Raw genomic sequence first — 18,497 nt, forward strand, 5'->3', positions numbered from 1 at the left:
TGCCCCGTTGCACTTCGCTCACTCCTGACTTCGACCGACATCTCTGCAGAACTTACGGTTCATTGAGCGGTGAACCACATCTACAGAGCCGTCAGCAGCGAATCTTCACACAGTCCTTACTCAGGACATACTTCCACGTGACGATGGTCTCAGAGCGCGCGACAGCCGGTGACACTGGCATCACAGTGCCACCGGCCGTGGGCGGTTCAGAACCCGCCCGAGGTGGTCCCTCCACTGCCCGTCGCGGGGGTCGTGAACGAGAGGTTCGGATCCGGGCCCCACTGGTCGGCGGTCGCCGGATAGTTCGCTTCCTGGCGTTTGATGCACTTCCATTCAACGGTTGTGCCGGGCGGCAGGTTACTGATGGTTCCGGTCCAGGTCGGATAACTCGTCGGCGCCAGCTTCACCGCGCTCGCCACCGACCAGGCGCCAAGCTGCGGCGCGCTGCCGACGGCATACACGGACTGTCCGGCCGTTGTCGTGCCGTTGGCGCAGCTGAACGTCTTCGAGACGACGGCCTGGCCGAGCGTGTAGACGAACGTCTTGGCGGCGCTCGTCGCCAGCGAGGCCGACTTGGCCACGACCAGGTTGCCGCCGGCGTTGTACCAGCCGCTCGCGGCCGCGTCGAAGGCCGCCTTGTTCGCGTACTGCGTCAGCGCGGTGCCGTTGAGCGTGACGCCCGACGCCTGCGTGTCGGCGACCAGCTCGACCACGTTCTGCCTCGACGCCGGTGCTCCCGTGTAGGTCCCCGACGATGCGGCGATGCCGACGGTCGCGGTACTGCCCGACCGCGACTGGGTCAGGTCCGTCGTCCGCTTGGCCCCGGTCTGGTAGCCGACGGTCGAGCCGTCGTCCTCGGCCAGCGTGAACGAAGAGGCCGTGGTGTCGGAGTACACCCGGGCGACCAGCTCGTTGCGCGTCGTACCGTCGGCTCGTTTGCCGACCACATTCATCGTCTGGTCGTCGACGTGCATCTTCGGGATGATCGCGCCGGCCCGGGCGTAGGCGGGCAGCTGGAACTTGCCGTTGCGCCACAGCGGCACGTCGGTCAGGTTCTGGCCGGTGCTGACCGTCTTGCTGTTGGTGTAGTAGTCGAACCAGGTCCCGGCCGGCAGGTAGACGTCGCGTTTGCGCTGGTTCGCCCCGGCCGCGACCCCGACCAGCAGGTCCTTGCCGATCAGCTTCTCGTGACCGGTCTCCCGCACATTCGGGTCGTTCTGGTACTGGTAGACCAGCGGCGGGATCAGCGGTTCGCCGGTCGTGTGCGCGCGATGCGCGAGCGAGTAGTAGTACGGCGTGAGCTCGTACCGCTGACGCAGGTTGGCCAGGTTGCTCGGTACGTCGCCGATCGAGTCGGGTGAGGTCTCCGCGCAGTTGCAGAGGTTCTCGGTGTGCGGCCGGATCGGGACGTCGAACCAGGACGAGTTCGCGAACCACTGGGTGTAGAGCTCGTTCAGGTCGGTGTTGAGCATCTCGCGCCGAAAGCCGCCGATGTCGGAGCCGAAATAGTCGATGCCGGACATCGACATGTGCATTTGGACGTTCTGCTGCGCAGCGAGTGCCGTGAGCTTCGAGCCGATGTCGCCGGACCACATCGCAGTACCGGTGCGCTGGATGCCGCCGGCTGCTGATCGGGCGAGCATGAACGGCCGCTGCTGTACTGCGTTGTCCGTGTAGCCCTTGGCGATGCCGCGAGCCCATTCCAGGTTGTAGAGGTTGTGGTAGTCGGAGTGTGCGTGCTTGCCCGGGAGCAGGCCGGCGGTCCAGTCGTTGGCGTCGTACATCTCGGGCTCGCCGAGGTCGAGCCAGTGGCCCATCACGCCATCGGTGATCAGCGGCTGGCGCTGGGTGTTGTGCCATTGCGTGCTGGCGGCGGGCTGGGTCCAGTCGAGCATGCCGCCGCGACCCCACCAGTCGTTCCCGGTCAGGTACGCCGGGTTGCAACTCGAGCAGCCGGCTCGGATCAGGTAGCCCGCATTGGCCATCGTGGTGTGTTCCGGCAGGTTCTTGCCGACGTACGACTCCTCGATCGTCATCGCGCCGACGCCGTTGGTGTTCTTGTACGCCGCGAGCTTGGTCGCCGGGTTGGGGAAGTTGACCGGGTCCCATTCCAGCGTGCCCATCCGGGTGTTGTCCGAGCCGGCCGTGACGCCGCCGAACCAGTTCACGTCGAGCATCACGCCGTCGGTCGGGAACTTGTTAGCGCGCAGCCCATTGAGGGTGGCGTCGATCTCCGACCAGTTGTCGTAGCCGTACTCCGACATCCACAGGCCGAACGCCTTCTTCGGCGGGACCGGCGGGCGACCCGTCAGCTCCAGGTAGTCCTTGCGGAGATCGGGCAGGTCGGGACCGCTCATCACGTACCAGCGAAGCTGGTCGCCGAAGGTGTCCATCGTCCACGGATCGCCGGTCAGGTCCCACTGCTGCTTGTAGACCTGGTCGACGAACATGCCGTAGTTCGTGGTGTTGGCACCGACCGCGAACAGCACCGGGATCTGCGCGTTGCCGACCGGGCCGTTGTCCGTGTCGTAGAGCATCGCGTTGCCATAGGTGCCGCCCGTGCGCTGCCGGCCGACCCAGTCGCCGTCGGCGCTACCGCCCATGAAGAACTGCTCGCCGAGTCCGTAGGCGTTCTGCATGGACGACTTGGTGAAGCTCAGGCCTTTCCACGCCTGGCCGAGATTGCGCGGGCAGGTGGTGTTGAGCAGCAGTTGCGGCGTGCGGGTGGTGTCGGTGACCGTCGCGCACAGCGTGGACGTGTTGACATCCACCTTGATGCCCGGCGTCGTCAGCACCCCGCCAACCTGACTAAGGCTGGTCGGCCCGGGGTAGTCGGCCTTGGCGATCTGCGTGGTGGTGAAGACCGGCGAGCCGGTGCCGGGACCGCTGCCCGCACCCATCTCGAAGTGGACCAGGTCGTTGTCGAGGAACTCAACCACGAGGTAGTTGCCCCCGGCAGCGAACTGGACTCTCTGCACCGCCGCGTTTGCCGTTGCGGTAGGCAACACAACCAAGAGCGGAAGAAGTAGCAGGAATGCTGCGAGACGTTTCATGGACGCACCACCCCCACGTTGTCGAGGTTGATGCCGCCGGTGCCGTAGACGACCTTCACCACGCGTTTTCCTGCGGTCAGGTTGGTTGTCAGCGTGGCTGTGCCCCAGGTGTCCCAGTTGCCGGTGCTCGGGAGGTTGACCGAGCCGACACTGACGCCGTCCACCTGGATCGTGCGGGTTGCCGTGGTCGCGGCGCCGTTGGCGTAGCGGAGCTTGATCATGTGGCTGCCGGTGACGCTCGCGTTCGTGTCGACCTGGACCGCGTCGCCGGCCGTCTCGAACCCGTCGACGAATCCGGTGCCGGTGAAGCCCGGGTGGTCGGTGTTCGTCGTAGTACCGGTGTTGCTGCCGAACTCGGCTTCATAAGCAGCCTTGTCGACACCGTTCAGTACTACGCTCCGCGCCGCCGCGCTGGACGCCGTCTTGACGAACGTGAGTTGTTGAACAGGATCCCAGTACCAGCCCTCGGTGGCTCCTTGTAGGGCAGCGAGCGTCGCGTGGGCCGACATTGTTGAACCATCCTTCGACACGCTGGTCGGCTTACTGGAGGCGACCTGCAGCGTGCTCTTGGTGGCGAGCGGCGGGACGCTCACGGTGACCTGGTGACCGGCGAAGTTCTCGGTCGAGGTGACGGTGCGCGTCTGGTTCGCCGAGTCCTCGAAGTACCCGTAGCTCGTCGTGCCGGACGGATAGATGCGGAAGGCGAGGTTGGCGTAGGTGTCGACGCTGTTGCCGATGGTCCCGCCCAGCTCGTAGTTCGCGTTGAGGTTGAGCGGGACGATCGCGCCGGCCTTTGCGTAGACGGGGATGGTGCCGGTATCAGCGGTGTAGACCTTGGTACCGGCGCCCTGTGCGCGGCCGCCGTTCCAGAAGTCGTACCACTCGCCCGCCGGCAGATAGACGTTCTTGCTGGTCGCGCCCTGCGTGGTGATCGGTGCCACCAGCAACTGCCGGCCGAACATGTACTGCTGCTCCTGGGCCGCCGCGGTGGCATCCCCCGGATAGGCGACACTCATCGCCTGCATCATCGGAAGGCCAGTGGTGGAAGCGTTCTTGGCTTCCGTGTAGAGGTACGGGATCAAGTTCATCCGGGTGTTGGCGAACTTGCGGAACTTCGGGATCACCGTGGCGTCGCCGCTGCGGGCCTGCACGTTCCACGGCGTACGGGCCTCGGAGACGCCTGGGTTCGACTTCTCCGAGTGGTACTGCATGATCGGCGAGAAGGTTGCCTGTGCCGCCGATCGGAGGTAGAGCTCGCTGCTCGGGAACGTGCCGGTGAAGCCCGCCAGATCCCAGGACCAGAACGGGATACCGGACTGACCGGCACTCTGCCCAGCCCGAACGGCCTGCTGGAACGCGTCGAACGTTGAGGCCTGGTCGCCGGCCCAGAAGATCGAGTTGGCCTGCGCACCCGACGTACCGCCGCGGCTGAACAGCGTGCCCTGCGAACCGGTCTTGGTCTCGACGAAGTCCTTGTAGGCGCGGGTGTACTCGTTCGGGTAGGCGTTGTGCAGCTCGTCGCCCTTGCGGCCGCTGCTGCTGGTCACGTTGCGGCCGAAGACCGCCTCGCTGCCGTCGGTCTTCAGTCCGTCGATCCCGATGTCGTCGAACAGGTAGGACCGCTTGCTCATCCACCAGTTGGTGGCTGCGGTGTTGGTGAAGTCCGGCACGGTGCTGTTGCCGAACCACTGACCAGACGGGACCCGGTATGGACCGCCCGCGCCGTCGCCGAGAACGTAGCCCTGGGCAACGGCATAGTCACGGTCGTTGACATGTTGCTGTGGCGCTGTCGGTGGATTCGTGTCGAAGTCCTGTTTCAGCACCGGGATCTGCCAGAGAATCATCTTGATGTTCTGGTTGTGTGCCGCGGTGACCATCGCCTTCGGGTTCGACCACGCGCTGCCCGCGGGGAAGGTCAGGTCGCTGTAGGCGAGGGCCTGGCCGCCCGGCTTCGGCGTGTACGTCGCGCCGTGCCACAGGTAGAAGGTGGCCTCGTCCGCCCACTGCTCGAGCACCATCGCGCTGTGCGGGATGTTGTTCGAGGTGACGTTCGCGAGTTCGGCATTCACCTCGGTCTGCGTGTTCCACTCGTTCGCGGACATCCACAGCCCGAACGACCATTTCGGCGGCAGCTTCGGCCTGGCCGTGGTCGCGGTGTACTGGTCGAGCATCTCGGCGCGCGTGCCGGTGAAGAAGTAGTAGTCGACCGTCGAGTTGAGCGCGCCACCGGTGTCGACGGTGAAGCCGGCCATGTCACTCAAGTGGGTGCCGAGGTTGAACACGGAGTAGCGGGTGCTGGGCACGTAGATGCCGTAGCCGGCGGAGTTCGTGAAGAAGGGGACGCTGAGGTAGGTGCGAGCTGTGGGGCCCTGGTCCTGGTACTGGTTGTAGACGTAGTTGTGAACGTCCTTGCCACGTTGGTTCAGCGCGTCGTACCGCTCGCCCAGTCCTTCGAAACGTTCACCCACGGGTGAGAGCCAGTGGTCCTCGACCTTCGTCACCGTCGTACTGCCGTCACTAGCCCAGCCGGTGTTGCGGAAGGCGGTCGGGTCGTACTGTCTGGCGATGAGCGTCGTGCCGTCGCCCTTGTAGACAGCGACGCGGTATGGCGACTTCTGGATCTTGAGAACCACTTTGGTCGTGGCGATCTGCAAGGTGCCCGCGCTGTCGGTCACCGTGTACGCCGAGGAGCCGGTGATGTTGAGTCCGCTGCCCGTCGGGGCGACCTGCACGTGGAAGCGGTCGGTCGCGGGGAACGCGAACCGGACCTTCGGGGTGAAGCTGCCGGCGGTGTCGCCGGTCGTCACGTCGACGCTGGTGCCGTTGTTGACGAAACCTGAGACGTTGCCCGTACCGGAGTACGAAGTGACTGCGAAGGAGAACGGGCCGGTGGTCTTCTGGTTGGCGCCGTCGACGTCGGCGTTGACGGTGTAGGTGATCTTGTCGCCGCGGGCGAAGGTGCCGAGCGGGACCTTCCAGTACGTGTTGTTGCCGCTGTTGTAGTCGAACGCGGCACCGACGGGCGTCTGGTTGACGCCGTTCTTGGTCCAGGTGATCCAGACCGTCTGCCCTGGTGAGATCGGCCAGGTGGTGGCCTTGACCTCGACGGCCTGGCCGGCCATCGGGTCGCGGGGTGCGCGCTCGGTCAGGGCGGTGTTGTAAAGCTCGTCGGCGCCGTACGGGGCGTGGAAGACGCCGGTCAGCATGCCGGCGAAAGCAGGTGTGGGGGTGAACTGGAAGATGACCGCTGCGAGCACCAGGAGCGCAGCGACCCACCGCCTTCGCGGCGGTGTCAGGGCATACCTCATCTACGGCCTCACGTCTCTCCGGCCGGGACAGCCGGTGCGGTCGGCGCCGGAGGAGCCCGGTCGGCCGACGGAAGGTGGTGTGTGGTCAGGCGGAAGGTGGTGTGGTCAGGCGGAACGCGTGGTGAGGGACGGGCGGTCGGCCTCATCCGGGCGGAGGTTGGGCTGGAAGAGTTCGCCGAGGAACAGGCCCGCGGCGCCCTGCGCCCAGGCCTCGTCGTCCCAGTCGTCCACGACGACCTCCAGGTCACGCTGGAGTCCGTCGAAAACGGCCTGGTGCAGGGCTTCGTCGAAGCCGGGAAGGAAGAGATCGCCGGCCCGGGTCCCCTCACCCGCGAGAACGATCAGCTTCGGGTTCAACAGGTTGACCAGGTTGCCGACGGCCGTCCCCAGGGTCCGGCCGACTTGGGTGAAGACTTCGCGGGCATTCTCATCACCGCCGCGGGCGAGGTCGGTCGCCTGCTCGATGGTGGTGGTGCTCGTCGCGGCGAGAATGGCGGGCTCGCCGATCAGCGCTTCGAGGCAGCCGCGGCCGCCACAGTCGCAAAGCGGGCCATCGGCAACCACTTTGGTGTGCCCGAACTCACCGGCCCCGCCGCCGGCGCCGCGGTACAGGCGTCCGTCGAGCACCATGCCGAGTCCGACACCACGGCCGATGCTGACCACGGCCACGTCGGCGACACCCCGGCCGGCCCCGAACCACTGCTCGCTGGCCACCAAGGTGTTGACGTCGTTGTCGACGACGACCGGGAGTCCGGTCCGCTTCTCCAGCAAGGCGGCGAGGTCGACGTCGTGCCAATCGGAGTACGTCGCGTGCCGGACCAGACCGCTGGCCCGGTCGATCACGCCGGCGAGCCCGACGCCGACGCCGTACACGGGACTGGCTTTGGTCTTGAGCTTCTTGACCACGGCGGCAACAGTCCGTACGACGGTACCGACGTCGTCCTGGCTGACGGTCGCGGTGATCCGCTCGACGATCCCGGCGTTGAGATCGGTGAGTACGGCGATCACGCGGGTCTCGGTGAGCTTGATGCCGATCACGTACCCGGCATCGGGCTTCAACCCGAGCAGCACGGGTCGCCTGCCACCTCCGGACGACGCGGTCTCCCGCTCCTCGATCACGCCGGAGCCGATCAGGTCGCCGACGATCTCGGACACCGTCGGCAGGCTCAATCCGGTCCGCTTGGCCAACTCCGTCCGCGACACCAGCCCACCCCGGAGCTCCCCCAGCACCAGCGACGCGTTGATCTCCCGAATCAGCTCCTTGCTCCCCACCCGAACCGGCTGCACCCGCCTCACCGCCTTACTAAGGTCACCGAAGGAAGTCCCAGCTAACCCCGGCACCTGACCGTCGTCAACACCTCGTACCGACCGACAGGAAGTAGTGCCCGGCCGCGGCACCGATCACGCCTGGCAGACCGGCTACCGACGGCGTGCGACCGAGTACTGCCTGTTCTTAGGTACGCAAACCCTTGACACCTCTCGGGAGCGGGCTTAGTTTTTGGCTAAATTTAGTGGCGAAGTAAGTCGAGGAGAGCACGTGGCGAGTGGGCAAGGTCCGATCCCCCGGGGTGATCTGGTGCCGTCGGGGATCGTCGGGTTGCTGGGGACGCAAGGCCCGACCTCGCGGACCGAGATCGCCAAGGGGCTGGGATTGAGCCCGGCGACGGTGACTCAGGTGACCAAGGATCTGATCGCCCGCGGGCTGGTCGAGGAACTGGAGTCCGTGCCCTCGAAGGGTGGCCGGCCGGCCCGGCTGCTGGGGCTGGTGACGGATGCGGGCGTCGCGCTCGGGGCCAAGGTCACCGCCGATCACGTCGCCGTGGTGACCGTCGAGTTGGACGGCACCGTCAGGTCGTCGGCAGAGCTGGACTACGACCCGGGTGCCGCCGACGCGATCGAGCGCCTCGGCCAGATCCTCGCCAAGCAGGTCGCCGAGCTGGACGACCGGCTGCTCGGCGTCGGCGTCGGCGTGCCGGGGTCTGTCGACTCTCAGGCGTCCGGCATCGTCGACGCCCCGACCCTCGGCTGGCAATCCGTTCCGGTCGGGCCCGTACTGCGTACTGCGATCGGCACCCCGGTCCTGGTGGACAACGACGTCAACACGCTGGCCGCTGCCGAGCGGCTCTATGGGATCGGCCGCGACCATTCGGCGTACCTGGTCGTCACCATCGGGCGGGGTATCGGGTGCGGCATCGTCGTTGACGGTGGCATCTATCGCGGAGCCAACGGCGGCGCCGGCGAGATCGGCCACATCCCCGTCTGGTCCCCCGGCACCGAGCAGCCGCCTTGCACTTGCGGTTCGGTCGGCTGCCTCGAGGCGTACATCGGTGCCGCCGGCATCGTCCGTACTGCGCGCGCTCGCAAAGCGATCGGCCCGCGGGGCACCCTGCCGACCTTGTTGCGTGCAGCAACCACCGGCGACGCCCAGGCACAGCAGGTCTTCGAAGAGGCAGGCGGCATGCTCGGCCGCGCGCTCGCCGGAGTGATCCACACGGTCGACCCGGAGGTCGTCGTGCTGATGGGCGAGGGAGTGGATGGATGGGAGTTCTGGCAGACCGGGTTCGAGCCGTCGTTCCGGCGATCGTTGCTACCGGCCCGCCGAGAGGTACCCGTCGTGGTGGAGCCGTGGACGGAGGACCAATGGGCCCGCGGCGCCGCGTCGCTGGTGTTGTCGTCCCCGTTCGACTCCGCCGGCAACGGCGGCGAGCAGAGCCGTCTCGTCCGCGCGCGGCTGGAGACCCGATGAAGGCAAACGCGACGCCCGTCCGCACCAAGACCCGGAAGCCGGGCGGCTGGAAGCGCCTCGGCTGGGTGCTGTTCTTCCTGCTGCCGAGCGCGATCCCGCTGTTCGTCTTCACCCTGGTCCCGATGGTGTCCTCGCTCTGGGTGAGCCTGCACAAGTGGAACCTGATCTCACCGATGGAATGGGTGGGTCTGGGCAACTACCGGAACCTGCTCACCGACGAGATGACCCGGCGGGTCTTCCTGCACACGCTGATCTACGTCGCCGGCTACCTCCCGATCGTGTACGCCGGTGGGCTGTGCCTCGCGCTGGCGCTCAACCAGAAACTCAAAGGTCGCGCGTTCCTCCGGGCGACGTACTTCCTCCCCGTCGTCACCAGCTGGGTCGTCGTCGCGCTGGTCTGGAAGTGGTTGCTCAATCCAACGAACGGCCTGGTCAACCAGGTGCTCGGGGCGATCGGTCTGCCCGAGCCGGGCTGGTGGACCGATCCGCACTGGGCGCTGCCGGCCGTCATTCTGAGCTCGGCGTGGAAGGACCTCGGGTTCGTGATGGTCATTCTGCTCGCCGGGTTGCAGGCCATCCCCAGTGACATCTACGAGGCCGCGAAGGTGGACGGATCCAGCGCCTGGCAACGGTTCTGGCGTGTCACTCTTCCGCTGCTCTCGCCGTCGACCTTCTTCGTGGTGGTGATCTCCCTGATCAACGGTTTCCAGGTCTTCGACCAGGTCTACGTGATGACCGCCGGCGGGCCGTCCGGCTCGAGCCAGGTGGTCGTCGGCCAGATCTATGACCTCACCTTCCGCTACGGCCGGGCCGGTGAAGCGTCCGCGCTGTCCTGGATCCTCTTCGCCGTCATCCTGCTCATCACCGTGGTCCAGATCCGCGGCCAGCGCCGGTGGGTGCACTATGCGTGACACCAGATCCCTCCCCGCCAAGCTCGCCCTGTACGTCGCTGTGCTGGTCGGCGCCGCGATCATGCTGTTCCCGTTCCTGTGGACGGTGATCACCTCGATCACTCCCGAGGGCTCGCTGGCCGACGGGCCGAAACTCGTCGTCGAGAACCCGACGCTGGACGCGTACCGCACGCTGCTCGACGCGATCCCGATGTGGCGGATCATTCTCAACTCGCTCGGGATCGCGATCGCCTCGACCGCCCTGCAACTGGTGACCGGCTCGATGGCGGCGTACGGGTTCGCGCGGTTGCACTTCCCGCTCAAGAACGTCGTGTTCGGCTTCTACCTGGCCACCTTGATGGTGCCGTTGCAGGTGCTCGTCGTTCCGCTGTTCATCGAGATGAAGACCTTCAACCTGCAGGACACGTACTTCGCCCTGCTGGCGCCCACGATCGCCTCGGCGTTCGGGGTGTTCCTGCTCCGCCAGGCGGTGACCGCCGTACCGATGGAGCTGGACGAGGCGGCCACCATCGACGGCGCCGGCCACCTGCGCATCTTCACCACCATCGTGTTGCCGCTGATCCGGCCCGCGCTCGCGACCGTCGCGGTGTTCGCGTTCATGGGCAGCTGGAACAGCTTCCTCTGGCCGCTGGTGGTGATCAGGTCGCCGGAGTTCATGACACTCCCGCTCGGTCTGTCCACCCTGCAGGGCCAGTTCACCACTCAGTGGGACGTCGTGATGGCGGGCTCCGTCGTCTCGATCGTCCCGATCGCCATCGTGTATCTGCTCGCGCAGCGCCACATCATCGCCGGTGTCGCACACACCGGTATCAAATGAGGGGAACCACCATCATGCGTCTCATCAAAACAGCGGCCACCACGGTCGCACTCACCGTGCTACTGGCTGCGTGCGGGCAGGGATCGGCGACCAAGGAGGCCGCGGCGCCGGAGGGCAAGTCCGTCGTGCGGTACATGAACTTCTCCTCCAACGACGGCCATGAGAAGGACCTGACGGCGATCGTCAACGCCTTCCAGACCGCGAACCCGAACATCACCGTCCAGGTGGAGACCGTGCCGTACGCGGACTACTTCACCAAGCTGCAGACCTCGGTAGCTGGTGGCACCGCGGCCGACGCGTTCGAGCTGAACTACGAGAACTTCGTCACCTACGCGAAGAACGGTTCGCTGGCGGAGCTGAAGAACGTCGACACGAGTGTCTACAAGAAGTCGCTGGTCGACGCGTTCAACGACGGCGGCAAGCAGTACGGCGTACCGGAGTCGTTCTCGAACGTCGTGTTGTTCTACAACAAGGCGCTGTTCAAGAAGGCCGGCGTTGCCGAGCCGACGGCGGAGTGGACCTGGAAGGACGAGCAGGCCGCAGCTGCAAAGCTGACGGACAAGGGCGCCAAGGTGTGGGGTGACTACCAGCCCGTGTCGTACAACGAGTTCTACAAGGTGCTCGCGCAGAACGGCGGCGAGTTCCTGAACGCCGACAAGACCGCGGCGACCTTCAACTCACCGGCCGGTGTCGAGGCGGCGAAGTTCCTGATCGACAAGGTCGGCAAGTCGATGCCGACCGAGGCCGACGGCGCCGGTACGCCGGACTTCGACTCGAAACTGTTCAAGTCGGGCAAGCTGGCGATGTGGCACACCGGGATCTGGATGTTCAGCGCGATGGCGGCGGCGCCGTTCGAGTGGGACGTCGTGGTCGAGCCCGGCAACACCAAGAAGGCGTCCGCGATGTTCGTGAACGGCCTGGTCGTCTCCGCCGCCTCGAAGAACGCCGAGGCCGCGCAGAAGTGGGTCACCTTCCTGGCCTCCTCGGACGACACGACGAAGACCCGGCTGGCCACCTCGTGGGAGCTGCCGCCGGTCGCGGACGAGGCCAAGCTGGCGCCGTACCTCGACCAGAAGAAGCCGGCCAACCGCAAGGCCGTCTTCGCCGCGCTGGAGGAGACCGTGCTGCCGCCGGTGATCGAGCGTCAGCAGGAGATGCAGGACCTGGTCACCGCTGAGCTCACGTCGGCCGCGGCCGGGCGCAAGCCGGTCGAGAAGGCGCTGGCCGATGCCCAGACCAAGGTCAACGGCCTGCTGAAGAAGTGACGGAACCGATGATCTCCGCCCCAGACCTGCAAGAACTCACCCGCCTGCGCGCGCTGGCCGAGCACAGCCACGCGGTCATCACCGAGCACCAGGACGCGGGCGGTGCCTATCCGGCCTCGCCGACGTTCTCGGCGTACAAGGGGTATGCCTGGCTGCGCGATGGGTCCTTCACCGCCGAAGGTATCTCGCGGTACGGCGATGTCGGCTCGGCCGGGCGGTTCCACGACTGGGTGGACGGCGTACTGCGTAGTCGCCGCGCGCAGGTTGACGATCTGCGTGCGGCCCTCACTCGGGGTGAGGTGCCGTCTAACGAGGCGATGTTGCCGACGCGGTTCACCTTCGACGGTGAGAACGGGTCGGATCCTTGGTGGGACTTCCAGACCGATGGCTACGGGATGTGGCTGTGGTCGGTGGTCACCCATGCGGCGAGGCACGAGCTGGATCTGGCTCGCTGGCGGGAGGGGATCGATGTCGCGGTCGACTACCTTGTCGCCTTCTGGGATCGGCCTTGTTACGACTGGTGGGAGGAGCATGTCGAGCATCGGCATGTCTCCACGCTGGGTGCGATCCATGGCGGGTTGGTTGCCGTTGGCACCTGTGAGGCGTTGCGGTCGGCATCATGGTCGGCTGCGGCGCTGAAGGTTGCCGCTGACATCCGTTCGCTGGTGACGACCGAGGGGATCGTGGACGGGCACTTGGTGAAGTGGCTCGGCAGCTCGGCGGTCGACGGGTCGTTACCGGCTTGCATCGTGCCGTTCGGGTTGGTCGCTCCGGACGACTCGCTAGGGGCGATGACGCGGGCGGCGGTGGCGAAGGATCTCGACTTCGATGGTGGGGTGCATCGGTTCACGGCCGACGTGTTTTACGGCGGTGGGCAGTGGATTCTGCTGTCGGCGCTGCTCGGCTGGAACCTGGCGGCGGCGGGTGACACCGCCGGTGCGCTGCGGCATCTGCGGTGGATTGCCGACCAAGTCGACGAGCACGGTGATCTTCCCGAGCAGGTCCCCCACCACCTGCTCCACCCGGCTTCCCGCACCGAGTGGATCGCCCGCTGGGGGACGGTCGCCAGCCCGCTGCTTTGGTCCCACGGTATGTACCTGATCCTCGCCGATGAACTCGGCATCCTCTCCGAGAAGGACGCTTGATGCTCACCCATCGCCCGTACGGCATCGAACACCCGTACGCCACCTCCCCCGACCAACGCATCCCGGTGCAACCGCTCACCGGCGAACGAGTCCACCTTGGAGTAGTGGCGTCGCCGGATGTCGAGCGGGTGGTCTGCGAGTGGGGCTCGGTCGAGCTCGCACTCTCCCCGGCGGAGGCAAACTCCGCAGACGCCGCAGCGCTGGCGGGCGGCGAGGGCCACTTGGCCGAGGCCCAGGCAAGCTCCCTCGGAGGCGATGGCGGCTGGTCGGTGGTGACGCCACCACTCACCCAGCCAATCAAGTACCGCTTCCACGCATACCTCGGCGACTTGGTCGAGAGTACTGAGTGGTTCGAGGTCTCGCCGGCTTCCTGGGTTGCTGACCGTGGTGAGGTGCGGCGTGGTGGTGCGCGGGTGCGGGAGGTGGAGTGGCTGGTCTCGTCGCAAGGTGTTCACCGGGCTCGGTTCGCACTGCCTCTGGCGGAGGGTGAGCACTTGGTGGGATTTGGGGAGCGGTACGACGCACTGGATCAGCGGGGGAAGCGGCTGGATGCTGTGGTGTTTGAGCAGTACAAGTCGCAGGGGGTGCATGGGCGGACGTATCTGCCGATGCCGTTCGCTCATGTGACGGGTGGCGACGGGTGGGGTTTCCACGTCCGTACGTCGCGGCGTACGTGGTACTCGTCGGAAGGCGACAAGCTCGTCGTCGAAGTGGCGCTGGGCAACGACCCGGTAGTTGATCTCGGCATCTATGAAGGCTCGGCGACCGCAGTACTGCAGCAGTTCCTGGATGAAGTGGGACGGGCTGAAGAGTTGCCGGAGTGGGTGTTTCGGTTGTGGGCTTCAGGCAACGAGTGGAACACCCAGGAGCTGGTGATGGCGCGAATGGACGCGCATCGCGACCTCGCGATCCCGGTCGGTGCGGTAGTGATCGAGGCCTGGAGTGACGAGGAAGGCATCACCATCTGGCGGGACGCGCGCTACGAGGTGACCGCTGACGGCAGCGCTCACAGCGCGGGGGACTTCGAATACCGTCCCGACGGCGCCTGGCCTGACCCCAAGGCGATGATCGACGAGCTGCATGCGCGCGGGGTCAAGGTCATCCTCTGGCAGATCCCCTTGCAGAAGACGGAGTTCAGTACCGGTCAGGTCGCAGCCGACGCCGACGCGATGGTCCGCGACGGCCACGCAGTACTGGAAGCAGACGGTACGGCGTACCACAACCGCGGCTGGTGGTTCCCGAAGGCGCTGATGCCGGATCTGTCCACCCAGCGCACCCGCGAGTGGTGGACCGAGAAGCGCCGCTACCTCGTCGACGACCTCGACGTGGACGGCTTCAAGACCGACGGTGGCGAGCACGCCTGGGGCCACGATCTCCAGTACGCCGACGGCAAACGGGGAGACGAAGGCAACAACCTGTTCCCGGTGCACTACGCGCGAGCCTTCGGTGATCTGCTTCGCTCGGCAGGCAAGGCGCCGGTGACGTTCTCCCGCGCAGGCTTCACCGGTTCGCAGGCGCACGGGATCTTCTGGGCCGGCGACGAGGACTCCACCTGGGAGGCATTCCGCGCCTCGGTGACGGCCGGCCTGACCGCCGCATCCTGCGGAATCGTCTACTGGGGTTGGGATCTAGCCGGTTTCTCCGGACCCGTCCCGGACGCGGAGCTCTATCTGCGAGCCGCGGCGGCCTCGGTGTTCATGCCGATCATGCAGTACCACTCGGAGTTCAACCACCACCAACTCCCCCTCCGCGACCGCACCCCCTGGCATGTCGCCGAAACCACCGGCGACGACCGCGTCATCCCCCTCTTCCGCCGGTACGCCGAACTCCGCGAGCGCCTGGTCCCGTACCTGACCGAGCAAGCGGCCCTCACCATCAGCACGGACCACCCGCTGATGCGTCCGCTCTTCTTCGACCACCCGACCGACCCGGAGATCTGGAACCACCCGAACCAGTACCTTCTCGGCAACGACCTCCTCGTCAACCCAGTCCTCGAACCAGCCGCCACCACCTGGACGACGTACCTCCCAGAAGGCGACTGGATCGACGTCTGGACAGGCGAACCAGCCCTCAGCGGCCTGGTCACCCGCGAAGTACCGCTAGAGGTAGTCCCCGTTTACTGCAAGGCGTCCCGCTGGCCCGACCTCGCCCCCACCTTCAGCTAACCGATGCCAAGGGCAACAAGCAGGTCGTGGAGGGTGCCGTAGCCGCGGCAGTCTGGGGCGCATTGTTTGTCGGCTTGGAGTAGGAGGTCGTGGTCGAGGTCGTTCTGGCTGGCTTGGGAGAGGGTCCAGCCGAGTGGCGCGGACAGCGACGGCTGGGTGCTCTGGCTGATCACGTACGTCGAGTTCGGCAGCTTCTTGCGAAGGTCGGCGCACGCGGTCGAGTCCGAGCACAGCTGCTTGGCCGCTGCCGCTCGCGCTTCTTGGAGCAGCGCGCGGTCGCTGGTGCCATCCTCCTTGGCCGTGATCAGCTTTGTTGCCGGTGGCACCAGCAGTTCGGGGACCGACGAGAGATTCGTTCCCTGCTTGAAGGTGTTCCCGATCCCCTCCACCGGGTCGTCGTTGCCGACGCTGTAGTCCTTACCGGTGCCGTTCTCGATGTAGACGACCAGCGGTACCACGACCTCACCGGTGCCCGCGGCAAGGACCTTGTCGTTGTGCTCCCGCACCGCGGGACCCCAGGCCGGCGCGAGATCGACGATCGTGCCGATCCCGGTGTTGTCGGTGTAACCACCATCCACCAACTGGGCCGGCTTCAGGTCACCACAACGGCCGACCACACCAGACGGTGTGACATAGGGGAACCGGCTCGCCAGCAGACCCGCGCTCAGGGCCTGCAGGTTGCCGACACATCCGGCGTCCTTGCGATCCTCCGTCGGTCCAAAGGCGCCGAAGAGGTCGTAGTTGTGTGCTCCTGCCACTCCAGCGCCGCAGTCGGGCCAGCCGTTCGCAGTACGGGCTCCGTCGCTGAGGTCGACCTGGCTCACCAGCGCGCGGCACCCGTTGCGGACGGCCGAGGTAGTCAGAATCAGCTGGCCGGTCATCGCTTCGCCGGCCTTCCCGTCGTCCGGCAGGAACAATCGGCGCAACTCGGGGACCTTGCGTTCCCACGCCGTCTCCATCAAGCCTGCCCGGTCCAAGGGTTGCCGCGAAGGAGTCCGGTACTCCGCGGACGCATCGAACCGCAGCCCTGCGACACTCGCGAGCAGGTCACTCGACAGCAACGAGATCGTCGCGGCCCCGAGCGCCTCGTGACCCGCCATCGCCTTGACCGCTGTCAAGGGCCGATCGTGGAACCGGGCAACCGTCAGCCCGAAAGCACCTCCGCTGGCACCGCCGGAGAACAGCACCGCATGCTTCGCGCAACCATTGCCCGCAGTACTGAGCTTCTCCAGTGCGGACGCGGTCCAGTACGTCGCCCGGATGCCGCCACCCTCCGCGGCGATCATCACCATCGGCCGCAAGGTAAGACCACCTTGCAGAGCGACCGTACACCGAGTCGACTGACCTTCCCACGCATCGAAGGCCTCCCGCAGGGTGGGTCGGTCCGGCGGCGCGGCGCTGGTGTCCGCCGTCACCGGGTGTACTTCTGTCTTGCCGCCGATCAGACTCGTCGCGATCATCGCGGCGACCAGCAAGGCGATGATCGGCGTGGCACGCAGTCGCAGCCACCGGGTCTGGAACGCCTCCGGTGGTTGCCGTTCCTGGGCGTAGGCCACGATCACCGCGATCAGGATCACCAGCGTCGCGATCCCGAGCATCGTCGCCGCCAGTACACCGAGCGCGTCCGCGATCCGTCGCGGGAAGGACCCGAGCAGGAGTACCGCGAGGCTGGCACCGACCACGAGCCCGGACCGCACCTTGCCCCGCGGCGCCACATCGACCTGCGTCTCCCCGTTGGGGTTCACGCCAGGCGTGGCGAGGTGGCCGTACCAGCCGAGTGGTCCGGTGGTCTCCGGCTGTCCCCACTTCTGGATCGCTCGCAGGAGCGGCCACGAGAGCAGCCACGGACCGATGGCCAGCACCACGCCGATCACGAGCGCCACCGACGGATGGACGACGTACGACGAATCGAACAGCCCGACCTCGTCACCGGCCGCAAGTGCGGCGAAGGCGCGGATCATGCCCAGACCGCCGAGGGACACCGCCGTCACGGCGAGGGCATCGCCGGCGATCATCACGTCGCGGGGGAACCACTCCCCGACCGGACGGAGCGCCTTCGGCTCGACCTCCAGGTACTTGCGGAAGAGGTACGACAGGAGCAGTACAAGCAGCGGGATCAGGCAGAACACGACCAGGCGCCGCTTGAAGACCTCGCCTTGACCGGTCACGACGATCACGAGCGCCACCACTGGCAGCATGATCGGACCGATGATCCAGAGCTTGAGGTTGTGCCGGCGCGGTTGCCCCTCTTGATTGTAGAAGGGCCATCCGAAGCTTGCACCGTTCACTCGGCGCACGGCCCAGTCAGCACGGAGCCGGCCCAGCAAGAAGAGCGCCGGCAGCAGCACCGCGTAGTACAGGAGAGCGGCGATGAGGGCGTGACGGACACCGGTGCCGGTGTCGAGCCAGCTGCGCTGGACGTCTGGGAGCTGGTCGAGGACCTCGGTGCCGGGCACGACCGCCAGCACGGCAAGTGGGAGGAAGGCGAGCAGGCTGAACCGCTGGATCCATAACGCGCGGACGATCCGTGGCCGTGCTGCCCAGATCGTCCGGCGGTGGCGATAGATCAAGAGGATGAGGACGGCGACAAAAGCGGCCCACTTGAGCTCCGTGATCACCATGACGATGAACGCCTGCGCGGTTGAGACGCAGTCTCCCCCGCCACAACGCTCGGTGCCGAGCCAGTAGGTCATGACGTTCTCGGCCACGTCGAGTCCCGCCAGCACCAGTACCGGGCCGACGGCAACGAAGCGTCTCAGCGCCAGAACGTAGATGGCGATGAGGATGAAGTCGAGCACGAGGTAGAACTCCAGCAACGGCAACCACTTACTCAGTTGTTCAGTGGTGAGAATGCCGTGCCAATCGCGGTACTCCGTCGCCGCGAGCGGCCCGCTCATCCCGTTGAACGACCACGACGATCCGCCCTGCTCCAGAAACCCTTTCGCCAGCAGGCCGATCTCGTTCATCGCCAGCCAAACCGCCGCCAGCCCGGCCAGCACCGCCCCCACCCACCGAAAATCAGCAGGCCCAGGCGCCTCGGTCTCAACCATCGGCCTTCGCCCCCACAAGCTAGATCGCCACAGTCAA

10 protein-coding genes are annotated in these 18,497 nt (G+C 66.4%); 6 read left to right on the top strand and 4 right to left on the bottom strand.

Annotation, left to right across the window (positions count from 1 at the left end; translation table 11 throughout):
* Positions 1-206: 206 nt before the first annotated feature.
* The 3 genes from A3ES_RS0129930 to A3ES_RS0129940 all read right to left on the bottom strand — a co-directional run bounded on the left by A3ES_RS0129930 (position 207) and on the right by A3ES_RS0129940 (position 7,657).
* Positions 207-3,053, bottom strand: a complete 2,847-nt coding sequence (locus tag A3ES_RS0129930) for a TIM-barrel domain-containing protein (RefSeq protein WP_020390531.1) — start codon at positions 3,051-3,053, stop codon at positions 207-209.
* Positions 3,050-6,361, bottom strand: coding sequence for a TIM-barrel domain-containing protein (locus A3ES_RS0129935; RefSeq protein ID WP_020390532.1), 3,312 nt, complete (start codon positions 6,359-6,361; stop codon positions 3,050-3,052). The genes A3ES_RS0129930 and A3ES_RS0129935 overlap by 4 nt, the downstream gene beginning before the upstream one ends.
* Positions 6,362-6,466: 105 nt before the next feature.
* Entirely contained in the window at positions 6,467-7,657 is a 1,191-nt protein-coding gene (locus A3ES_RS0129940; protein WP_237745093.1) for an ROK family transcriptional regulator, read from the bottom strand.
* Positions 7,658-7,898: 241 nt separating this feature from the next.
* Here A3ES_RS0129940 and A3ES_RS0129945 point away from each other — a divergent pair, with 241 nt between their 5' ends.
* The 6 genes from A3ES_RS0129945 to A3ES_RS0129970 are packed head-to-tail and all read left to right on the top strand — an operon-like array spanning position 7,899 to position 15,410.
* Positions 7,899-9,107 carry an ROK family transcriptional regulator gene (locus A3ES_RS0129945; RefSeq protein ID WP_020390534.1) on the top strand — a complete coding sequence of 403 codons (1,209 nt, stop codon included), beginning with the start codon at positions 7,899-7,901 and terminating at the stop codon, positions 9,105-9,107.
* Positions 9,104-10,018 (top strand): carbohydrate ABC transporter permease, encoded by a 915-nt coding sequence (locus A3ES_RS0129950; protein WP_020390535.1) that lies wholly within the window; start codon positions 9,104-9,106, stop codon positions 10,016-10,018. The genes A3ES_RS0129945 and A3ES_RS0129950 overlap by 4 nt, the downstream gene beginning before the upstream one ends.
* On the top strand, positions 10,011-10,835 hold the full coding sequence (locus A3ES_RS0129955) for a carbohydrate ABC transporter permease (protein ID WP_020390536.1): 825 nt from the start codon (positions 10,011-10,013) through the stop codon (positions 10,833-10,835). Before A3ES_RS0129950 ends, A3ES_RS0129955 begins: the two co-directional genes overlap by 8 nt.
* A 14-nt stretch (positions 10,836-10,849) precedes the next feature.
* Positions 10,850-12,100 carry an ABC transporter substrate-binding protein gene (locus A3ES_RS0129960; protein WP_020390537.1) on the top strand — a complete coding sequence of 417 codons (1,251 nt, stop codon included), beginning with the start codon at positions 10,850-10,852 and terminating at the stop codon, positions 12,098-12,100.
* A gap of 8 nt (positions 12,101-12,108) precedes the next feature.
* Positions 12,109-13,245: a glycoside hydrolase family 15 protein gene (locus A3ES_RS0129965; RefSeq protein WP_051084844.1), complete on the top strand. Its 1,137-nt coding sequence runs from the start codon at positions 12,109-12,111 to the stop codon at positions 13,243-13,245.
* Positions 13,245-15,410 carry a glycoside hydrolase family 31 protein gene (locus A3ES_RS0129970; RefSeq protein ID WP_020390539.1) on the top strand — a complete coding sequence of 722 codons (2,166 nt, stop codon included), beginning with the start codon at positions 13,245-13,247 and terminating at the stop codon, positions 15,408-15,410. Before A3ES_RS0129965 ends, A3ES_RS0129970 begins: the two co-directional genes overlap by 1 nt.
* On the opposite strand, the gene A3ES_RS0129975 is transcribed toward A3ES_RS0129970, so the two are convergent.
* The gene (locus A3ES_RS0129975; protein WP_157630817.1) at positions 15,407-18,460 is read right to left on the bottom strand and encodes a hypothetical protein; all 3,054 of its coding nucleotides are present in this window, start codon (positions 18,458-18,460) and stop codon (positions 15,407-15,409) included. The two genes, A3ES_RS0129970 and A3ES_RS0129975, sit on opposite strands and share 4 nt — an antisense overlap.
* Between the last annotated feature and the right edge of the window lie 37 nt (positions 18,461-18,497).

Source organism: Kribbella catacumbae DSM 19601 (genome assembly GCF_000372465.1).
Taxonomy (GTDB): domain Bacteria; phylum Actinomycetota; class Actinomycetes; order Propionibacteriales; family Kribbellaceae; genus Kribbella; species Kribbella catacumbae.

Excerpts from the sequence above, each read along its gene's own strand:
- A3ES_RS0129970 (WP_020390539.1), top strand. The coding sequence starts at position 13,245 with ATGCTCACCCATCGCCCGTACGGCATCGAACACCCGTACGCCACCTCC.
- A3ES_RS0129935 (WP_020390532.1), bottom strand. The coding sequence starts at position 6,361 with ATGAGGTATGCCCTGACACCGCCGCGAAGGCGGTGGGTCGCTGCGCTC.
- A3ES_RS0129960 (WP_020390537.1), top strand. The coding sequence starts at position 10,850 with ATGCGTCTCATCAAAACAGCGGCCACCACGGTCGCACTCACCGTGCTA.
- A3ES_RS0129965 (WP_051084844.1), top strand. The coding sequence starts at position 12,109 with ATGATCTCCGCCCCAGACCTGCAAGAACTCACCCGCCTGCGCGCGCTG.
- A3ES_RS0129930 (WP_020390531.1), bottom strand. The coding sequence starts at position 3,053 with ATGAAACGTCTCGCAGCATTCCTGCTACTTCTTCCGCTCTTGGTTGTG.
- A3ES_RS0129950 (WP_020390535.1), top strand. The coding sequence starts at position 9,104 with ATGAAGGCAAACGCGACGCCCGTCCGCACCAAGACCCGGAAGCCGGGC.
- A3ES_RS0129955 (WP_020390536.1), top strand. The coding sequence starts at position 10,011 with ATGCGTGACACCAGATCCCTCCCCGCCAAGCTCGCCCTGTACGTCGCT.
- A3ES_RS0129975 (WP_157630817.1), bottom strand. The coding sequence starts at position 18,460 with ATGGTTGAGACCGAGGCGCCTGGGCCTGCTGATTTTCGGTGGGTGGGG.